A 17,777-nucleotide genomic window follows, 5' to 3' on the forward strand; every position below is an offset into this window, starting at 1 on the left:
TCCAGGTACCTTACCGATTTCCTCACCAATTCGAGGGTTCGGCGGACACCCATGGGCACGTGCGACTTTGGGCTGAGGTGGAAATAAGAATATTCGCCTTCATAATCAAGCGTTTTTTTGATCTCCGGGTCAAAAAAATAATTGAACGGGAAGAGCCGATTTGTTCAACATTCCGAAACAGTTTAAGGGATGGCCATGGATACCTTGACCCGCATACGCGCCTTCATCGATGTCGTCGAGGCCGAAGGCTTTTCCGCCGCAGCCAGGCGCACCGGCCGCTCCAAGGCGCTGCTCTCCAAATATGTGCGCGAATTGGAAGATGAACTCGGCGCCCTGCTGCTCAACCGCACCACCCGGCAGTTCTCCATGACCGAGGCCGGCCACACCTATTACCGTAGCGCCTCGGATATCCTCAAGGAGATCGACAACCTTGCCGACCTCGTGCGCGAAAACAATGCGCAGCTGAAGGGACGGCTGCGCATATCCGTGCCCCGCACTTTCGTCGATGCCGATGTCGGCCAATCGCTGATCGATTTCTCCAGGGAGAACCCGGATCTTTCGCTGGAGATCGCCGCCGACGACCGGTTTGTCGATCTGATCGAGGAAGGCTTCGACGTGGCGATCCGCATCAGCAAACTCGAAGATTCCGGCATGATCGCCCGCAAAATCTCCGATTTTCGCGTCCATCTCTGCGTCACCCCCGATTTTCTCGAACGTCATCCCGATCTTGCCCATCCGAGCGACATTTCCAACGTCCCCTTCATCGTCGACACCAATTCGCGCACCCAGGCGAGCATCCGCTTCCACAATCCCGACAACACCTCATTCACCGTCGCCGTCTCCGGCCCGATGGAGGTCAACAGTCCGCATGCGACTTTGCGCGCGGCGCTTGCCGGCATCGGCATCGCCCTCATCCCTGATTTCATCGCCCGCAAGCCGATCGAGAGCGGCGAGCTGCTGACGCTGTTCAACGATTATCTCCCGACCGACCGCGGCATCTATGCCGTCTATCCGCACCGCCGCTATTTGCCGGCCAAGGTGAGGATCTTCGTCGATTATCTCAACAACTGGTTCAAGAAACATCCGTAGCGCCGCTTTTGCGGCTGCGACATCGCGCCCCGCGCCAACCCGCGGCTCTTTGAATCCAGTGCGGAATCCGGTCCCAATTCCGTCCCAATTTCTGGCAAGAAGTCAGGGTCACCGAACAGGGCAGCGGAACAAATGAGATATTCGACGATACTGATGGCCGCGCTCGTTTCGCTGGTGCCGGCCGCCGCCCTTGCCCATCCGCACATCTTCGTGGAGGCCCGCCTCGAAGTCGTGGCCGGCAAGGATGGCAGTGTCGAGGAACTGCGCAATGTCTGGCGCTTCGACGAGGTTTTCTCCTCCTCGGTCGTCATGGATTTCGACAAGAACACCGATCTGAAGCTGGAGCCGAACGAGCTCGCCGAGGTCGGAAAAACGGTGAAGCAGTCGCTTGCCGACTATGATTACTACATGAACCTGACGATCGACGGAAAGAACGTCACCGTTCAGAAGCCCGACATCATTCACGTCGACTACAAGGACGGCCAGCTGCTGATGTTCTTCGCGGTCAAGCCGGTGGAGAAGATGCCGCTGAAAGGCAGGCTCAGCTTCGGCGTCTACGACCCGACGCTCTATACCTCGATCGACTTTCCCACCGACAACGAACTGGCAATCGTCGGCGACGGCTTCAAGGCCTGCAAACATCAGGTGGTGCGGCCGGATGCCGACCAGGTGATCTCGCAGAACAAGCAGTCGCTGACCGACGCCTTCTTCAACGATCCCACCGGCACCAACATGTCCAAACTCTTCGCCACCCGGCTGGAGGTCACATGCTGACGAAACGCCTGCCCCTCATCCTTTCCGCCGCCGCCATGACGCTCCTGACGGCGGCAAGCCTTGCCCATGCGCAATCGCCGCTCGGCATCGGCACGGCGGAGCCGAGCTTCCAGCCGACCGGCGGGCCGCTCGCGCCGCTTTTGCTGTATGTGAATTACGAGCAGCAGGCCTTCTACCGGGCGCTGACGGATGCCTTGAAGGCGATGCGCCAGGACCCGTGGCAGTTGGCCTCGCTGATCGGCCTCTCCTTCGCCTATGGCGTCTTCCATGCCGCAGGCCCCGGTCACGGCAAGGCGGTCATCTCCTCCTACATGATCGCCAACGAGATCGAGTTGAAGCGCGGCGTGGTGATTTCCTTCATCTCGGCCTTCATCCAGGGCGTGGTGGCGGTGGTGCTGGTCGGCGGCGCCTGGCTGGTGCTGCGCGGCACCGGCATCACCCTGACGGCGGCGACCCATGCGATGGAGATCGCAAGCTTCGTCATGGTCATCCTGTTCGGCGGCTGGCTGCTGTTCCGCAAACTGCGCTCGATGGTGGGCAACATGCCGCGCCGGCGGCTGATGGCGACGTCAGCCGGTCCGGTCAGCATGATGCTCGACTGGAAGGACAATGCCGCCGAACGCCAGGTCTATGCCTTCAACGGCAAGGCGCAGGCTGTGGAGTCCGGCCATACCTTTGTTCCCGGCATGGCCTGCGAGACCTGCGGCAATGCTCATGTGCCGGATCCCGCCCTGCTTGCCGGCGACAGGTTCAGCGCCCGCGAGGCCTGGTCGGCGATCGTCGCCGTCGGCCTTCGCCCCTGCTCTGGCGCATTGCTGGTCATGACCTTCTCGCTGCTGAACGGGCTCTATCTCGGCGGCGTGCTGTCGGTTGCCGCCATGTCGCTCGGCACGGCAATCACCGTTTCCCTGCTGGCCACCCTTGCCGTCACCGCCAAGAGTGCCGCCGTCCGCCTCTCCGGGCGCGGCTCAACCGCCTCGGTCTGGATCGGCAACGCCATTGAAATCCTCGGCGCCGTGCTGGTTATCGTGATGGGAGCCCTGCTGCTCGGGGCATCGCTGCAGGGATAGGTCTACTTCCCTTTGCTGCGCTGATAGCGCGCCCGCAGCCAGAAGACCGCGAAAAACGCCATGATCAGGCAGACGCCGACGGCGATCCCCAGCACCGGCGAGAAATTGCCGATCCACAAAACGATGGTCGGCAGGAAATAGAGGACGAGGCCGGCGCCGAGCAGGATGATGGCGGCGGCGATTGCCTGCGAGCGGCTCTCGGGGCTCACGCGAGCCTTTCCTTTTCCAGATCGGCGCGAATTTCCTGCAGCCGGCGGATCTGATTGCCGGCGGCATCGAAATTCTCCGGCGAAAGCCAGGCCTCGAAGGCATCGTTGAGCAGCGGCCATTCGGCATCGATCATCGAGAACCAGGCGGTATCGCGGTTGCGGTGCTTGGCGATCATGTGCTGGCGGAAGACCCCTTCGAAGCTGAAGCCGTACCGCGCCGCCGTCGTCTTGCTCGCCTCGTTCTTATTGTCGCATTTCCATTCGTAGCGGCGGTAGCCAAGCTCCTCGAAGACGTGCTTGGCCATCAGGTAATGCGCTTCAGTCGAAAGCGGCGAACGCTTCATCTCCGCACCATGCGCCACCCCGCCGATCTCGACGACGCCGTTTGCCGGGTCGGCGCGCATGTAGTTCGCCATCCCGACAATCTTGCCGGTGGCGTTGTCACGGAAGATATGGGTGAGCCAGCCGGATTTGGTGTAGACGTTTTCCAGCCAGTTGGCGAAATCCTCGATCCCGGAGAAATCGTCCTGCGCGAAATAGAGAAGCAGCGGGTTGATGCCCATGCCGCCAAGCCCGTCCCACAGCGCCTCGATATGCTCTGCTCGCCGATAGGGTTCGACGGTGACGAAACGGCCCTTCAGCGTCACCGGTTTCGGCGCCGGGCAGCCCTTGAAATTTGTTAGATCGCGCATGTTCACTCCCCTTGTCCCAGGAGTGGAGTGGATAGGCCAGCCGCCCGACAAAGGCAACCGGCCTGGATGTTACTGTGACCCAATCACTGGGACAAGGTAACTTTTGCGGAGGACACCGTCGCCTCGATATGGTCGACCAGCTGGTCGGCAAGGCCGAGCCTGCCGGCAAGCAGATCGAGATAACCACGCTCGGCGCGCGAATCCGGCTCGATGGTGAGCCGAGAGGCGGTGTAGAGTTCGACGCGCTGTTCCTCCGTCGTCGCGGCAGCGACCAGCGCATCGAGATCGGTCGGCGAAGCGAGTTCGCGCTCGATGAAGGCCGCAGCCTCGCCGCTGACATCGGCAGCCTTGACCTTGTCCATGATGAGGGCCCGTTCGGCATCGTCGATATGGCCGTCGGCCTTGGCGGCGGCGATCATCGCGCGGATCAGCACCAGCACGAACTCGTTGCTGCCGGCCGGCGAGGCCGGCCCGAAGCCGGATTCGACAGGCGGTGGCAGGAGAACCGGATTGTTGGCCGAGGGTGCATCCGAAGGGGCTGCCGGCGCCTGCCCTGCCTGGTAATTTTTGTAGGCCTGGTAACCGAGGCCGGCGATGGCGGCAAGACCGCCGATCGCCAGTGCATTGCCGGCAATACCCCGGCCGGTCTTCGTGCCGAGAAGCGCGGCGGCGATCGCACCTGTCGCCAGAGGATTGTTCCTGGCCGTCTGCACGGCGTCGCCCGCCCTGTCGCGGACCGAGCCGCCAAGGCCCGGAACCTGCGAACCCAAGAACTGGTCGAGAAGCTTCTTCGCGTCGAACATTCCTCGTCGTCTCCCTGTTAGCTGGAGGACTACATAGGTTTGCGACAGCTCGAATACAAACAGAGGAGCGGGAATTGTGCCGTGAGGCTCATCCCCTCCCCAAACTCAGGCCTTCAGCGCCGCGGCCTCTGCTGCGAGCCTGGTGATCCCCGCCCAGTCGCCGGCTGCGACCAGTTCCTTCGGCGCCACCCAGGAGCCGCCGACGCAGATGACGTTCGGCAGCGACAGATAATCATTGGCGTTCTTCAGCGAAATGCCGCCAGTCGGGCAGAACAGCGTGCCTGCCAGCGGCGAGGAAAGCGCCTTGAGCAGAGCGGCGCCGCCAGCCTGCTCTGCCGGGAAGAACTTCAGCACCTGATAGCCTTCTTCGCGCAAAGCCATGACCTCGCTGGCGGTCGCAGCACCGGGAAGCAGCGGCACATCGGAATCGGCAGCGGCATCGAGCAGTTCCTGCGTCGTGCCCGGGCTGACGATGAATTTCGAGCCGGCCTCGACGGCGGCTTCCCAATGGGCGGCGTTCAGGATCGTGCCGGCGCCGACTTCGGCGCCCTCGACCTCGGCGGCGACGGCGCGCACGGCATCGAGTGCCGCCGGCGTGCGCATGGTGATCTCGATCGCCTTCAGACCGCCCGCGACAAGCGCACGGGCCAGCAGTACGGCCGACTTGGCATCGTCGACGATCAGGACCGGAACGACAGGCTGGAGTTTCAGGATGGAAAGGAGCTTCTCTGTTTTCTCGCCCATAGCCGTGCGACTTCCTTGAAACGATTGAATTCGACCCCGAATAACGTCCTAATGGAACCTTGTCGAGATAAAACCAATTCCTGCGACAGGGTGGGTATGAAATCCCGGGAAAGTGGGCTACCGTGCGGCATCGTCACAAAAGGTTCACCGGTATGGCGAAAGAGATCGAGCGGAAGTTCCTCGTACGCAGCGATGGATGGCGTTCCGCCGTCGAGACGAAGTCTGCCCTGAGACAGGGCTATATCGCCTCGATGGACGATCGTTCCGTCCGGGTGCGTATCCTCGATGGCAGGAAGGCCAGACTGACGATCAAGATCGGCCGCAGCGCCATCACCCGTGACGAATTCGAATACGACATCCCGATCGCCGATGCCGAGGAATTGTTGCAGAACGCGATCGGCATCGTCATCGAGAAGACGCGTTACCGCGTTCCGCATGAGGGTTTCGTCTGGGAGGTCGACGTCTTTGCCGGCGAACATCGCGGCCTGGTGATTGCCGAGGTCGAGATGACCGCAGAGACCGACGATCCAGCCCTGCCCGCCTGGCTCGGCCGTGAAGTAACCGGCGATTTCCGCTATTCCAACCAGGCCCTTGCCACAGAATATGGGCACGACAGGCATGGCCTATCGCATTCGGCCTAAGGCCGATTTCACCAGCGAGTTCCGCAGCGCCGCGAAAGAGCAGCTGGACGATGCGATCGCACTGATCGAAGAACAGCCGGACGGCGCCCATGAGGCCATCCATTCCTTTCGCAAGAACCTGAAACGATTGCGCTCGCTCTACCGGCTCGTGGCCCGCGAGGCGCCGGATTTCCAGGATCGCGAAAATGCCAGGCTGCGCGATGCCGCCCGTTCGCTTTCGGCGATCCGCGATGCCAACGCCCTCATCGGCACGGCGCAATATCTGCAGCGGAGTGCCCGCGGGAAAGAAGAGAGCGAGGCACTCGGCCGCATCATCACCGTGCTTGAAGGCCGCCGTGACTGGATGGCGCAGGCCGAAAGCGGCCTCAAACAGCGCTTGGCGGAAACTACCGACGTTCTGACAGAGGCGGCCGCAGCCCTGGATGGGGTCTCGTTCAATGGCGGCCACCGGAAGAATGCCCGCAAGCTGGCGAAGAGCTGGCGCCGCACCGCACGAAAGGCGAAGGCGGCACTTGCCGCCTGCCATGGTGAGGCATCTGCCGACGACTTCCACAAGCTGCGCAAACGCACCTACGACTATCGGCTCTATCATAGCCTGTTGCGCGATGTCTGGCCCGGAGCGATGAAGGCCAAGCGCGACGCGGCCAAGGAACTCGTCGAGGATCTCGGCCATATCCATGATCTTGCCGTGCTCTCCGAACTGGTCGAGGCCGAGCCGCAGCTCTTCACCCGCAATGACGACCTGGCCCATCTGCTCGACGCCATCATCTTCCGCCAGCAAGAAGACCGGCGGCAAGCGCTTGTCAAAGCCGAAACCGTCTTCGCCGATGATCCCGACGAGGAAGCACAGCGCATCGAGCTTCTCTGGCTAACGGCCGGGAGTTGAGGCGGCATCACTATGGGCGCCAACGCCTCTGAAATATTTCAGCAAGACCTATTGACCTCAACTAATGTTGAGGTCCTAGCCTCCGGCGGTCAAGAAAGCACAGACCTGACCCCGCGAGGAAGAAATGATCGCCGAAAATATCGCGATGCCAAAGCTGCTCGGGCTCTACGAGACCCATCTGACCGTTGCCGACCTCCAGACCTCCACGGACTTCTACCGCGATGTCGTCGGGCTCGAACCGGCGGCCTCGTTCGAGGAGCGCAAGGTCGCTTTCCTCTGGGTGGACGACAGGAAGACCGGCATGCTCGGCCTTTGGGAAACCGGAACCGGGCCGCTGAAGATGCGGCTGCACATTGCCTTCCGGATGACCACCGCCGGCGTGCTGCAGGCGCCCACCCTGCTCAAGGAAAAGGGGGTGGAGCCTCTCGGCTTTACCGGTGAACCCGCGACGGAGCCGGTGGTTCTCGGCTGGATGCCGGCATTGTCTATCTATTTCAAGGATCCCGACGGACACTCGATCGAGTTCATCAGCATCCTCGACGACACTCCCGACCGAAGCTTTGGCGTGCGGCCGTTTTCCGAATGGCAGGCGAAAGCGTAGCCGCTCATCCGCCAAGGCCGCCACCGCTGAAGGCAATTGCGCGAGCCGCCGATTTTCTGTATTTCCGCCCCATGACCGACAGCCTGACACACACCAGCCCGTTCCTCGTGGCCGCACTCTACCATTTCGTTTCCGTGCCGCGCTTTGAGAGCCTCCAGGCGCCGCTGCAGACGCTGTGCGAGCAGAGCGGCGTCAAGGGAACGCTGCTTCTGGCGCATGAAGGCATCAACGGCACGATCGCCGGCCCGGATGCCGGTATTGCCGCCGTGCTTTCCTTCCTGCGGGCCCAGCCGGAATTTTCCGGCCTGGAGCATAAGGAAAGCCGCGCCTCGAAAATGCCTTTCCTGCGCATGAAGGTGAAGCTGAAGAAAGAGATCGTCACCATGGGCGTCGAGGATATCGACCCCAACAAAGTCGTCGGCACCTATGTGGCGCCTGAGGACTGGAACGCGCTGATTTCCGATCCCGATACGATCGTCATCGACACCCGCAACGATTACGAAACGGCAATCGGCACCTTTCGCGGCGCTCTCGACCCGAAGACGAAGACCTTCCGCGAATTTCCAGATTGGGTGCGCAGCAATTCCGGCCTGCACAACAAGCCCAAGATCGCCATGTATTGCACCGGCGGCATACGCTGCGAGAAGGCCACCGCCTTCATGAAGGCCGAGGGCTTCGACGAGGTCTATCATCTGAAGGGCGGCATCCTGAAATATCTCGAAGAAGTGCCGAAGGAGGAAAGCCTGTGGGACGGCGCCTGCTTCGTTTTCGACGAGCGCGTCTCCGTCGAGCACGGGCTGAAGGAAGGCGAACACCGGCTATGCCATGCCTGCCGCAACCCGATCACCGCAGAAGAGATCACCTCGCCACTCTATGAGGAAGGCGTTTCCTGCAGCCATTGCTACGGCACCCGCACCGAAGAGGATCGGCTGCGCTACCGTCAGCGGCAGCACCAGATCGCCCTCGCCAGGAAACGCGGCCGGCGGCATATCGGCAGCTGAGCCAGGACCCTTTCCCGATCAGCCTCATTTTTCCGGAATCTCTGTCAGCGCCCGTCAGGCTGCGCCAAGACGGCGCCGGCCTTCCGGCTCGGCTGCATGCCGCGCGTCCAGCATCTCGGTGATCAGATCGGCCGTCATCGGTTTTCCGAACAGATAGCCCTGCAGGCAATCGCAGCCGAAGAGGCGCATGGCGATTGCCTGCTCCTCGGTCTCGATGCCCTCAGCCGTCACCGGAATGTCGAGAGAGCGGGCAAGCGCCACGGTCGCCTGCAGCATCTCGCGCTGGCGCTTGTCCTCATTGACCCCCATGACCAGCGAGCGGTCGATCTTGATCCGGTCGAAGCCGAACTGCCTGAGATAACCGATCGACGAGAAGCCGGAGCCGAAATCGTCGAGCGCCACTTTGACCCCCAGCGCCTTCAGCCGTTCGATCGACTGGCGGGTGCGCTGCGGATTCTGGATCATGTAGCCTTCGGTGATCTCGAGCGTGATGCGGCCGGCCTCGACCTCCGTCTGCTTCAGCACGTAGCGCACATAATCGGCGAAGGCGGGATTGCGGAACTGACCGGGAGAGACGTTGACCGAAACGTTGAGTTCCGGCCATTGCTTGGCTGTCTCGCACGCCTTGCGCAGCACGAACAGGCCGAGCGATTCGATGAGGCCGCTGGTCTCGGCGATTGGAATGAACACCTCGGGCGAGATAGGGCCATGACCCGGACGGTTCCAGCGCACCAGCGCCTCGACGCCGGTCGGCGCATAGGAGGCCGCATCGATCAGCGGCTGGTAGGCGAGTGTCAGATCGCCGCTTTCGATGGCCATCCTGAGGTCGAGTTCCAGCGCATTGCGCTGCTCCCGGTCGGCATCCATCGACGGATCGTAAAGCGTCATGCGCGCACGGCCGGCTTCCTTCGCCTTGTACATGGCAAGGTCGGAGCGGCGCACCAGTTCCTCGCGCCCGATCGTGCCGGCAGGCGACATGGCGATGCCGATGCTGGCCCCGACAACAACGACGCGGCGACCGATCTCCAGCGGCTCGACCAGAAAATCGAGGATCTGCTCGGCAAGTTGCAGGGCCGCAGCATTCTCGCCGTCCGAGAGAAAGGCGATCGCAAATTCATCGCCGCCGATGCGGGCGAGAACCGCGCCTTGCGGAATAAGCACGTCGAGACCGGCCGCCACCCCGCGGATCAACTGATCGCCGGTGCCGTGGCCATAACTGTCATTGACTTCCTTGAAACCGTCGAGGTCGAGATACAGGAGCAGCACGTTGCGTTTGGTCTGGCGCGCCTCGACGACGAAACGGTCGACAGCAAGCCCAAGACCGTCGCGATTGGAAAGGCCGCTCAGCCGGTCGCGCAGCGTCTCTTCGCGGGCGCTGTTTTCATCGGCCTTCAGCCGGCGGCCGGCAAACCAGCCGATGACCAGCAGCACCACGAAGAACAGTCCGACAAGGCCGAGCGCTTGCAGGACCATCGGCCGCACCTGTGCGTAGCCGACATCACCCGGCGAACGCGAGGTCCAAACGAGCTTTTGAAGCGTTGCCCCCGTCGGATCGACGATCGGCACAAAATAGTCAGCCTCGAAGCTCGGCGGCGCCAGCCTCAGCCCGCCAATGACATAGGTCTGGCCGAGCGCGGTCACCCGGTCATTGTCGAGATGGCGGGCGAAGACGAGATAGCGGTGCTGGCCGGCCGGCGCATCCAGCGCACCGGATTTTTTCCGCACCAGAGCGACGCCGACAGCGGCGACACCACGTTTGGTGGTGACGAAGCCGACTGCTTGGGGAGTCCCGGCTGTGTCGGCCGCCTTCGCCGTCTCGAACAGGGTCCAGAGCGACGGCGCGAAGAAATCCGCAAGCGGCTCCTCCATCGGCTTGCCGTCGCGATAGGCCATGATCGGCGTCTTCCCGTCATCGATGACGATCGCCATGTCGAAAAGCGAGCTGTTGACCGACATCTCGCCGTAATTGCTCACCGTCCAGGCCATGCCGTCGGGCGAATAGACGTTGACGGCGGCATCGTCCCAGGCGGCGTAATCGTCGAGCGTCGCGGCGAGCTGGTCCTCGAAAGTCTTCAACGCCCCGATCGTCGTTTCGCGCGAGCGCTCGTCATCGAGAAGATTGGCATTTTCGGCCACGCGCTCGAGCGCCGTCAGCACCATGACGGTGACAATTGCGACGATGACGGCAAAGGAAAAAAGCACGCCCGTAACGGTGATGTGACGGCCTACTCCCAAACCCTTGCTCTGCGACTTTCCGGCTGTCTGCATTACGGCTCCCTGACCGTCCGACTTTGCCAGCCAAGGGTTCAAAAACGTTTAAGCAACCACCTGTTGAAGATTTGCGAGGAGCTATTTCTTGCCTGCTGATGCAGAAAATGAGGGAAGCAACGTCAGCCGTTTCACCTAACCCGCCTTGTGATTGCCCTTCGGGAATTGTGCTGCGAGTTCGCGATACCACTTGCCGCTCTTCTTCACCGTACGCAACTGGGTCTGATAATCGACATGGACGAGGCCGAAGCGCATGCGGTAGCCTTCTGCCCATTCGAAATTATCCATCAGGCTCCAGGCAAAATAGCCGCGCATGGGATAACCGTCCTTGATGAGGTTTGCCACGACATCGAGATGGTCGCCGAGATAATCGAGACGCATCGTATCGTCGACTTCGCCGTCGACGACACCGGTGTTGTCGCAAGCGCCGTTCTCAGTGATGTAGCATTCCGGCAGTTCGTAGCGGCGGTAAAGGTTTTCGACCAGCAGCTTCAATCCCGGCGCATAGATTTCCCAGCCGATATCGGTTTTGACGTCGCTTGCCGGCGGCGCTTTCACCGTCCAGGGGAAATCGCCGTTGCGTTCGGCATCGTCAGTGACGCGCTCGGGCGTGTAATAATTCAGACCCCACCAGTCGAGTTTCTGGCTGATCAGCGTCATGTCGCCGTCCTCGATGACAGGCATGCGGTCGCCGAGCGCCTCAACGAATTCCTTGGGGTATTCGCCCTTGAAGACGGGATCGAAGAAGGCGCCGTTGTGAAACTGATGCGCGCGCTCAGTGGCGGCAAGATCGGCAGGGCTGTCGGAACCGGGGATGATCGAGGCAGCGTTGAGCACGAGCCCAACGGGCACATCAGGGGCTTCCGCGCGGATCGCCTCGACGCCGAGACCGTGGGCGAGGTTCATGTAGTGCATGGCGTGAAGGGCGGCCTGCATAGCGCGCTCGCCCGGCGCATGGATGCCGTAGAGGTGGCTCAGCCAGACGATGCACCAGGGTTCGTTGAAGGTCGCGACGGCGTCGAGACGATCGCCAAGCCGGTTCATCACCGTCTTGGCGTAGCGCTGAAATGCATAGGCGGTCGAGCGCGCCGTCCAACCACCGTCGCCGGCAAGCAGCAGCGGCAGGTCCCAATGATAGAGCGTCGCAAAGGTCTTGATCCCGCGCGCCTTGCAGCCGTCGACCAGCCGATCGTAGAAATCGAGCCCGGCCTCGTTCACCGCGCCCGTGCCGTCGGGGATGATGCGCGGCCAGGCAATCGAGAAGCGGTAGGCTTCGACACCCATATCCTTGATGAGATCGAGATCCTGCTCCAGCCGGTTATAGTGGTCGCAGGCGACGTCGCCATTGTCGCGATTATAGACCCGGCCGGGCATATTGCAGAAAGCATCCCAGATCGATGGCTTGCGGCCATCGGCCTTACCAGCACCTTCGATCTGGAAGGCGGCGGTGGCGACGCCGAAGGTAAAATCGCCGGGAAGGCGGCTTGCAAGCGTCTTCGCATCGATCATCTGTAAATCCCATTTCTCAGCGGGTGAATGGATCGTCCGGGCTCGGATTTAGCCAAGCCTGAAAGCAAAGTACAGGCCCGGGATTGGAAAAACTGCAACGTTACAGGAGGCACACGAATGGGCGGCGACCGCCCTCATAACGCGAATGTCAGCAGTCGTGACTTGCTGTCGAACCGGCGATCGCGGACACAGCCAAGACGTTGCAAACAAGACATCGCAAACATGAAAGGAATCCGATGCTGTCTTCGATCCATCTGCTGCAGCCCCATCTGCTGAGCCTGCTGCGCATCGTCTCGTCACTTGTGCTGTTCAGCTACGGAACGCAGAAGATCCTGCATTTCCCGGCGGCGGCCAGCGTGCCGCCCGCGGGCTCGCTCTCCTGGATCGCCGGGCTGATCGAACTCACCCTCGGCTTCCTGGTTCTGGTCGGATTCCAGACCCGGATCGCAGCCTTCGTGCTCTCGGGCCTGATGGCCTTCGCCTATTTCATCGGACATGCCTCGAAGGGCATCTATCCCGCACAGAACGGCGGCGTCGCCGCGATCCTGTTCTGCTTCGTGTTTCTCTATCTGGTCGCGGCAGGCGCCGGGCCGCTCAGCGTCGATAACCTGCTGAAGCGCGGCCGCACCACGGCTGCCTGATCACCATAAACAAAACGCCGAGGCGACTTTTAAGCCCGCCTCGGCGTTTTTCATTGGGCGATGCGGATCGCTAAAGTCAGACCTTGACCCATGCGCCGTTCTTCTTCGAGGACGCGACGCAAGCCTCGACGAAGGCCACACCCTTCACGCCATCGTCGACTGTCGGATAGACCACGGCCTTGTCGACGGCCTTGCCCTTCTTGCGGGCGTTGATCGCATGCGCGGCTTCCGTATAGATCGTCGCAAAAGCCTCGAGATAACCCTCCGGATGCCCTGACGGTACGCGCGAGACGCGGCCGGCAGCCGCGCCCGAACCGGCGCCGCCCCGAGTGATCAGCCGTTTCGGCTCACCGAACGGCGTGTACCACAGGTAGTTCGGGTCCTTCTGGGTCCATTCCACCCCGCCCTTGCTGCCGTAGACCCGGACCATCAGGCCGTTTTCATGGCCGGGCGCCACCTGGCTGCACCAGAGCATGCCCTTAGCCGGCTTCTCTGAGCCCTTTGCCTTGAAACGCAGCATAACATGGGCGTTGTCATCCAGCCGGCGGCCGGGGACGAAGCTGTCGAGATCGGCAGCGAGGCTGTCGAGTTCCAGGCCTGATATGAAGGAGGCGAGATTATAGGCATGCGTGCCGATATCGCCTGTGGAGCCGCCGACGCCGGATTGCGCCGGATCGGTGCGCCAGGCGGCCTGCTTCTGGCCGGTCTGCTCGACCGCCTCCGTCAACCAATCCTGGGGATATTCGGCCTGGACGACTCTTATATCGCCGAGTTCACCGTTCGTGATCATCTCGCGCGCCTGGCGGACCATCGGATAACCGGTGTAATTATGCGTCAGCACGAAGAGCGCGCCGCTCTCGTCGGCAATTTTCCTCAGTTTCTTCGCATCGGCAAGGTTCGATGTCAGCGGCTTGTCGCAGATGACATGAATGCCGCGCTTCAGGAATTCCTTGGCAGCGTCGTAATGCACATGGTTCGGCGTGACGATCGCCACTGCCTCGATGCCGTTCTTCAGCTTCGCCTCGCGGATCGCCATCTCGCGGTAGCTGGAATAGGTCCGCGACGGATCGAGGCCGAGATCGCGGCCCGACTGAACCGCCTTTTCAGGCGTCGACGACAGCGCGCCGGCGATGAGATCGTACTGATCGTCGATCCGCGCCGCAATCCGGTGCACCGCACCGATAAACGCGCCGGCGCCGCCGCCGACCATGCCGAGCCGAATGCGCGGCTCGCGGGTCTGTTCCGATGATGCTTCGATTGCCATTCTATCCTCCTGAAATTTGAAACTTTGCGCGGCTGCGCCCCTCATCCGGCTGCCGCCACCTTCTCCCCGTAAACGGGGCGAAGGGGATATGCCGCAACCTCTCCGCCCCCACGGCCTCTCGCAGGGCACGTCCCCTCTCCCCGTTTTTACGGGGAGAGGGTTAGGGTGAGGGGCAAACGTCGCGGCACGCCCTATGTCTTAAAGCCCCAGCATCCGCCGATTGGCCGCCTGGTCGGTACCGCTGCCGGCGAAATCGTCGAAGGCTTTCTCGGTGACGCGGATGATATGGGCGGCGACGAATTCGGCCCCTTCGCGGGCGCCGTCTTCCGGATGTTTCAGCGCGCATTCCCATTCGACAACGGCCCAGCCGTCGAAATTATTGGCCGTCATCTTCGAGAACACCGCGCCGAAATCGACCTGGCCGTCGCCGAGCGAGCGGAAGCGGCCGGCCCGTTCCACCCAGCCCTGATAGCCGCCGTAGACGCCTTGGCGTCCGGTCGGGTTGAACTCCGCATCTTTGACGTGGAACATCTTGATGCGGTCCTTGTAGATGTCGATATTGTCGAGATAGTCGAGGCACTGCAGGACGTAGTGCGAGGGATCGTAGAGCATGTTGGCGCGCGGATGGTTCTTCACGCGCTCCAGGAACATCTCGAAGGTGATGCCGTCATGCAGGTCCTCACCCGGGTGGATTTCGTAGCAGACATCGATTCCGTTCTCATCCGCATGGTTGAGGATCGGCGTCCAGCGGCGGGCGAGTTCGTCAAAGGCCGTTTCGACCAGGCCGGCGGGACGCTGCGGCCAGGGATAGATGAAGGGCCAGGCGAGCGCGCCGGAAAAGGTCGCATGCGCCTTGAGGCCGAGATTCTTCGATGCCGTCAGCGCCATCTTGACCTGCTCGACGGCCCATTCCTGGCGCGCCTTCGGATTGCCGCGCACCTCCGGGGCTGCGAACCCGTCGAAGGCCTCGTCATAGGCCGGGTGAACGGCGACGAGCTGGCCCTGCAGATGGGTGGAGAGTTCGGTAATCTCGATGCCGTTTTCGCGGGCCTTGCCGGCGAATTCGTCGCAATAATCCTTGGAGGTCGCAGCCTTCTTCAGATCGATTAGCTGGCTCGCCCAGGTCGGCACCTGGACGCCTTTGTAACCGATGTCGGCCGCCCATTTGGTGATCGCGTCCCAGGAATTGAAAGGCGCGGCATCGCCCGCGAACTGGCCAAGGAAAAGGCCGGGGCCCTTGATCGTCTTCATGTCAGATTCCTCCCTGAATATCGACCGTAAACGTTTCTGAAGTGTTGTAGCACGCAATTTGGCGGGCGCAAGGCGCCTCCTCGCCCTCAGCTCGCGTTTTGGCGCAAGGCCGGATGCGATATGGCTGCGAGCTAATCATGATGGGCTTTGGCGGGCAAGAGGTACGTGCAGCATTTTCAGCTGCGTACATATATGGAAGCATAAAATGCGCCCATCCTTTCGAATGGGCGCATGTCGCCAGCCAATCGATCAGAACGGAGAATCCGGGAAGTAGAAGTCCTTGGCATTGTCCTTGGTGACGAGGGTCGCGTCGAGGATATAGCTGCCGTGAACCGGGACTTGATCGTAGAGAGCAGCGGCCGTCAGTTCCATGGCCGTGCCGACCATTGCCGGCGGATAGAGAACGTCGACCGGGATCATCTTGTCGCCGTCCATGACCTTCTTGACCATGTCCTTGGAGCCGGCGCCGGCGACGACATATTTGATGTCGGTGCGCTTGGCCTGCTCGATCGCCTGCAGAACGCCGACAGCCATGTCATCGTCCTGGCACCAGACGACGTCGATCTTCTGGTACTTGGTCAGGTAGTCCTGCATGACCTTGAAGGCATCGTCGCGGTTCCAGTTGCCGTACTGGCGGTCGAGAACCTTGACCTTCGATCCGGCAATGCCCTTGTCGAAGCCGTCCTGGCGCTGCTGGTCGATCGGGATCGGCAGACCGCGGATAATCACGACTTCGGCATCCGGCGTCGTGTCCTTGATGTACTTGCCGGCGACTTCGCCGAGCGCCGGATTGTTGCCGGCCACATAGAGGTCGCGCACGGAGTTGTCGTTGCTCGAAGGCGCACGGTCGACAAGCGCGACGAACTTGCCCTTGCCCTTGACTTCCTTGATGGCGTTGACGAGCGGATCGGGATCCGACGGCAGGATGACCAGGGCGTCGATGCCCTGCGTGTCGAGATCCTGCACGGCGTTTGCCTGGCTGGCGGCATCCGGCGAGGTCTTGACGATGACGTTGAGACCGGGATGTTCGGCCATCAGCAGCTTGGCGACACGTTCGGCGTGGAAGACCACGCCCGACGTCCAGCCGTGGTCGGCGGCCGGAATGGACACGCCGATGGTGAATTTCTTGTCCTCGGCGTGAGCGGCGCCGGCGAACGTCACCGCCGCAACCGCCAAGCCCAACATCAATTTACGCATGCCATTTCCTCCCAATAATTGCAGGGACTTTTCCATATCGGGACCGGACGCCCTGTAAGTCCGGTCAATCCTGAGCCCGATCAATGCAAACCGGAGCAATTCATGATTTGCGCACCAGCGAGCGCTGCACGAACATGGCGATGATGATGATCGCACCCTGGATGGCGCCGATCAGGTACTCGCTGATGAAATTCGAAAGCAGCATGATGTTGCCGACGAGTTCGAGAATGAAGGCACCGCAGATCGTGCCCCAGACCCGGCCGGCGCCTCCCTTCAGCGCCGTGCCGCCGACCACGACCGCCGTGATCGCCTGCAGTTCCCACAGGATGCCTGTTGTCGCCGAGGTCGAGCCGAGACGGGGAACATAGAGCAGCACTGCAATGGCAACACACAGGCCCTGGATGACGAAGGCGATCGTCCTGACGCGATTGACCGCGATGCCGGAATAGCGGGCAACATCGCTGTTCGACCCGACAGCGACAACGTGGCGCCCATAGCGGGTGCGATAGAGAATGAAGGCCGCAACCGCCGTCACCGCCAGGATCACCACGATCGGGATCGGCACGCCGGCAATCGTGCCAAAATAAGCGGGACGATAGAGCGTCTGGATATCGGCGGAGCGAAGCGTGATCGCGCCGCCCTGCGACAGCCATGTCGTCAGGCCGCGATAGATGCCCATCGTGCCGAGCGTCGCGATGAAAGGTTCGATCTTGCCAACCGTGGTGATCAGGCCATTCGCCAGGCCGCAAAGCGAGCCGGCGACCATGGTGAAGACCACCGCGACCGTCAGCATCAGAGCGGGGTTTTCGATAGCGCCCGAGTTCATCAGCAGGATCATCAGGCTGGCGACGAAAGCCACCATCGAACCCACCGACAGGTCGAGATCACCGGCCGAGATCACGAAGGTCGCGCCGACCGCGATGATGGCGATGAAGGCGCTGCGCGTCGCGACATTGGCAAGGTTGGTGATGCCGATGAAATTGGGATTGACCAGAGCTCCGACGATCAGAAGCAGCGCCAGGGCGACGAACGGCGCGACCGCACGCAGATCGACATCCCGCCAGGATCGGCGCCGGATTTCCCTGGTCTCCTCGTTGACACTCATTTCCAAAACCAACCTCCCGCCCCATTCTTTCT

At 61.8% G+C, this 17,777-nt stretch carries 18 protein-coding genes; 8 read left to right on the forward strand and 10 right to left on the reverse strand.

The window, feature by feature from the left end:
- Window positions 1-195: 195 nt before the first annotated feature.
- From CO657_RS17440 to CO657_RS17450, 3 genes are all read left to right on the forward strand, one after another.
- A complete protein-coding gene (locus tag CO657_RS17440; protein WP_054184224.1) occupies window positions 196-1,089 on the forward strand; it encodes a LysR family transcriptional regulator in 894 nt (297 codons plus the stop codon).
- A gap of 132 nt (window positions 1,090-1,221) precedes the next feature.
- On the forward strand, window positions 1,222-1,863 hold the full coding sequence (locus tag CO657_RS17445; RefSeq protein ID WP_003590226.1) for a DUF1007 family protein: 642 nt from the start codon (window positions 1,222-1,224) through the stop codon (window positions 1,861-1,863).
- Window positions 1,857-2,933 carry a nickel/cobalt transporter gene (locus CO657_RS17450; protein WP_054184190.1) on the forward strand — a complete coding sequence of 359 codons (1,077 nt, stop codon included), beginning with the start codon at window positions 1,857-1,859 and terminating at the stop codon, window positions 2,931-2,933. Before CO657_RS17445 ends, CO657_RS17450 begins: the two co-directional genes overlap by 7 nt.
- A gap of 2 nt (window positions 2,934-2,935) precedes the next feature.
- Here CO657_RS17450 and CO657_RS17455 read toward each other — a convergent pair whose 3' ends face one another.
- The 4 genes from CO657_RS17455 to CO657_RS17470 form a co-directional block, all read right to left on the reverse strand.
- Window positions 2,936-3,142 (reverse strand): hypothetical protein, encoded by a 207-nt coding sequence (locus CO657_RS17455; RefSeq protein WP_003590224.1) that lies wholly within the window; start codon window positions 3,140-3,142, stop codon window positions 2,936-2,938.
- Window positions 3,139-3,834, reverse strand: coding sequence for a GNAT family N-acetyltransferase (locus CO657_RS17460; protein WP_054184189.1), 696 nt, complete (start codon window positions 3,832-3,834; stop codon window positions 3,139-3,141). The genes CO657_RS17455 and CO657_RS17460 overlap by 4 nt, the downstream gene beginning before the upstream one ends.
- A gap of 83 nt (window positions 3,835-3,917) precedes the next feature.
- On the reverse strand, window positions 3,918-4,637 hold the full coding sequence (locus CO657_RS17465) for a tellurite resistance TerB family protein (protein WP_003590222.1): 720 nt from the start codon (window positions 4,635-4,637) through the stop codon (window positions 3,918-3,920).
- 105 nt (window positions 4,638-4,742) lie between these two features.
- Window positions 4,743-5,381 carry a 2-dehydro-3-deoxy-phosphogluconate aldolase gene (locus CO657_RS17470; RefSeq protein WP_054184188.1) on the reverse strand — a complete coding sequence of 213 codons (639 nt, stop codon included), beginning with the start codon at window positions 5,379-5,381 and terminating at the stop codon, window positions 4,743-4,745.
- 152 nt (window positions 5,382-5,533) lie between these two features.
- Between CO657_RS17470 and CO657_RS17475 the strand changes: the two genes are divergently transcribed.
- The 4 genes from CO657_RS17475 (at window position 5,534) to trhO (ending at window position 8,510) form a co-directional block, all read left to right on the forward strand.
- On the forward strand, window positions 5,534-6,022 hold the full coding sequence (locus tag CO657_RS17475; protein WP_003590219.1) for a CYTH domain-containing protein: 489 nt from the start codon (window positions 5,534-5,536) through the stop codon (window positions 6,020-6,022).
- On the forward strand, window positions 6,000-6,908 hold the full coding sequence (locus CO657_RS17480; RefSeq protein WP_054184223.1) for a CHAD domain-containing protein: 909 nt from the start codon (window positions 6,000-6,002) through the stop codon (window positions 6,906-6,908). The genes CO657_RS17475 and CO657_RS17480 overlap by 23 nt, the downstream gene beginning before the upstream one ends.
- A 124-nt stretch (window positions 6,909-7,032) precedes the next feature.
- A complete protein-coding gene (locus CO657_RS17485; protein WP_054184187.1) occupies window positions 7,033-7,509 on the forward strand; it encodes a VOC family protein in 477 nt (158 codons plus the stop codon).
- A gap of 71 nt (window positions 7,510-7,580) precedes the next feature.
- A complete protein-coding gene (gene trhO / locus CO657_RS17490) occupies window positions 7,581-8,510 on the forward strand; it encodes an oxygen-dependent tRNA uridine(34) hydroxylase TrhO (protein WP_054184222.1) in 930 nt (309 codons plus the stop codon).
- Between the two features lie 54 nt (window positions 8,511-8,564).
- Here the strand turns inward: trhO and CO657_RS17495 are convergent, their stop codons facing one another.
- Together CO657_RS17495 and CO657_RS17500 are read right to left on the reverse strand one after the other, a co-directional pair.
- The gene (locus CO657_RS17495) at window positions 8,565-10,778 is read right to left on the reverse strand and encodes a putative bifunctional diguanylate cyclase/phosphodiesterase (protein WP_054184186.1); all 2,214 of its coding nucleotides are present in this window, start codon (window positions 10,776-10,778) and stop codon (window positions 8,565-8,567) included.
- A 135-nt stretch (window positions 10,779-10,913) separates the two neighbouring features.
- On the reverse strand, window positions 10,914-12,287 hold the full coding sequence (locus CO657_RS17500; protein WP_054184185.1) for a GH1 family beta-glucosidase: 1,374 nt from the start codon (window positions 12,285-12,287) through the stop codon (window positions 10,914-10,916).
- Window positions 12,288-12,523: 236 nt separating this feature from the next.
- Between CO657_RS17500 and CO657_RS17505 the strand changes: the two genes are divergently transcribed.
- A complete protein-coding gene (locus CO657_RS17505; RefSeq protein ID WP_003590210.1) occupies window positions 12,524-12,928 on the forward strand; it encodes a DoxX family protein in 405 nt (134 codons plus the stop codon).
- 76 nt (window positions 12,929-13,004) lie between these two features.
- Here the strand turns inward: CO657_RS17505 and CO657_RS17510 are convergent, their stop codons facing one another.
- From CO657_RS17510 to CO657_RS17525, 4 genes are all read right to left on the reverse strand, one after another.
- The gene (locus CO657_RS17510; RefSeq protein WP_012558993.1) at window positions 13,005-14,192 is read right to left on the reverse strand and encodes a Gfo/Idh/MocA family protein; all 1,188 of its coding nucleotides are present in this window, start codon (window positions 14,190-14,192) and stop codon (window positions 13,005-13,007) included.
- Window positions 14,193-14,390: 198 nt separating this feature from the next.
- Window positions 14,391-15,443 carry a sugar phosphate isomerase/epimerase family protein gene (locus tag CO657_RS17515; protein WP_003566650.1) on the reverse strand — a complete coding sequence of 351 codons (1,053 nt, stop codon included), beginning with the start codon at window positions 15,441-15,443 and terminating at the stop codon, window positions 14,391-14,393.
- 249 nt (window positions 15,444-15,692) lie between these two features.
- The gene (locus CO657_RS17520; RefSeq protein WP_003590207.1) at window positions 15,693-16,640 is read right to left on the reverse strand and encodes a substrate-binding domain-containing protein; all 948 of its coding nucleotides are present in this window, start codon (window positions 16,638-16,640) and stop codon (window positions 15,693-15,695) included.
- Window positions 16,641-16,740: 100 nt separating this feature from the next.
- On the reverse strand, window positions 16,741-17,745 hold the full coding sequence (locus tag CO657_RS17525; RefSeq protein ID WP_054184184.1) for an ABC transporter permease: 1,005 nt from the start codon (window positions 17,743-17,745) through the stop codon (window positions 16,741-16,743).
- Between the last annotated feature and the right edge of the window lie 32 nt (window positions 17,746-17,777).

It is taken from the genome of Rhizobium acidisoli (genome assembly GCF_002531755.2).
In the GTDB taxonomy this organism is placed as follows: domain Bacteria; phylum Pseudomonadota; class Alphaproteobacteria; order Rhizobiales; family Rhizobiaceae; genus Rhizobium; species Rhizobium acidisoli.

Excerpts from the sequence above, each read along its gene's own strand:
- CO657_RS17440 (WP_054184224.1), top strand. The coding sequence starts at position 196 with ATGGATACCTTGACCCGCATACGCGCCTTCATCGATGTCGTCGAGGCC.
- CO657_RS17445 (WP_003590226.1), top strand. The coding sequence starts at position 1,222 with ATGAGATATTCGACGATACTGATGGCCGCGCTCGTTTCGCTGGTGCCG.
- CO657_RS17450 (WP_054184190.1), top strand. The coding sequence starts at position 1,857 with ATGCTGACGAAACGCCTGCCCCTCATCCTTTCCGCCGCCGCCATGACG.
- CO657_RS17460 (WP_054184189.1), bottom strand. The coding sequence starts at position 3,834 with ATGCGCGATCTAACAAATTTCAAGGGCTGCCCGGCGCCGAAACCGGTG.
- CO657_RS17465 (WP_003590222.1), bottom strand. The coding sequence starts at position 4,637 with ATGTTCGACGCGAAGAAGCTTCTCGACCAGTTCTTGGGTTCGCAGGTT.
- CO657_RS17470 (WP_054184188.1), bottom strand. The coding sequence starts at position 5,381 with ATGGGCGAGAAAACAGAGAAGCTCCTTTCCATCCTGAAACTCCAGCCT.
- CO657_RS17475 (WP_003590219.1), top strand. The coding sequence starts at position 5,534 with ATGGCGAAAGAGATCGAGCGGAAGTTCCTCGTACGCAGCGATGGATGG.
- CO657_RS17480 (WP_054184223.1), top strand. The coding sequence starts at position 6,000 with ATGGCCTATCGCATTCGGCCTAAGGCCGATTTCACCAGCGAGTTCCGC.
- CO657_RS17485 (WP_054184187.1), top strand. The coding sequence starts at position 7,033 with ATGATCGCCGAAAATATCGCGATGCCAAAGCTGCTCGGGCTCTACGAG.
- trhO (WP_054184222.1), top strand. The coding sequence starts at position 7,581 with ATGACCGACAGCCTGACACACACCAGCCCGTTCCTCGTGGCCGCACTC.
- CO657_RS17495 (WP_054184186.1), bottom strand. The coding sequence starts at position 10,778 with ATGCAGACAGCCGGAAAGTCGCAGAGCAAGGGTTTGGGAGTAGGCCGT.
- CO657_RS17500 (WP_054184185.1), bottom strand. The coding sequence starts at position 12,287 with ATGATCGATGCGAAGACGCTTGCAAGCCGCCTTCCCGGCGATTTTACC.
- CO657_RS17505 (WP_003590210.1), top strand. The coding sequence starts at position 12,524 with ATGCTGTCTTCGATCCATCTGCTGCAGCCCCATCTGCTGAGCCTGCTG.
- CO657_RS17510 (WP_012558993.1), bottom strand. The coding sequence starts at position 14,192 with ATGGCAATCGAAGCATCATCGGAACAGACCCGCGAGCCGCGCATTCGG.
- CO657_RS17515 (WP_003566650.1), bottom strand. The coding sequence starts at position 15,443 with ATGAAGACGATCAAGGGCCCCGGCCTTTTCCTTGGCCAGTTCGCGGGC.
- CO657_RS17520 (WP_003590207.1), bottom strand. The coding sequence starts at position 16,640 with ATGCGTAAATTGATGTTGGGCTTGGCGGTTGCGGCGGTGACGTTCGCC.
- CO657_RS17525 (WP_054184184.1), bottom strand. The coding sequence starts at position 17,745 with ATGAGTGTCAACGAGGAGACCAGGGAAATCCGGCGCCGATCCTGGCGG.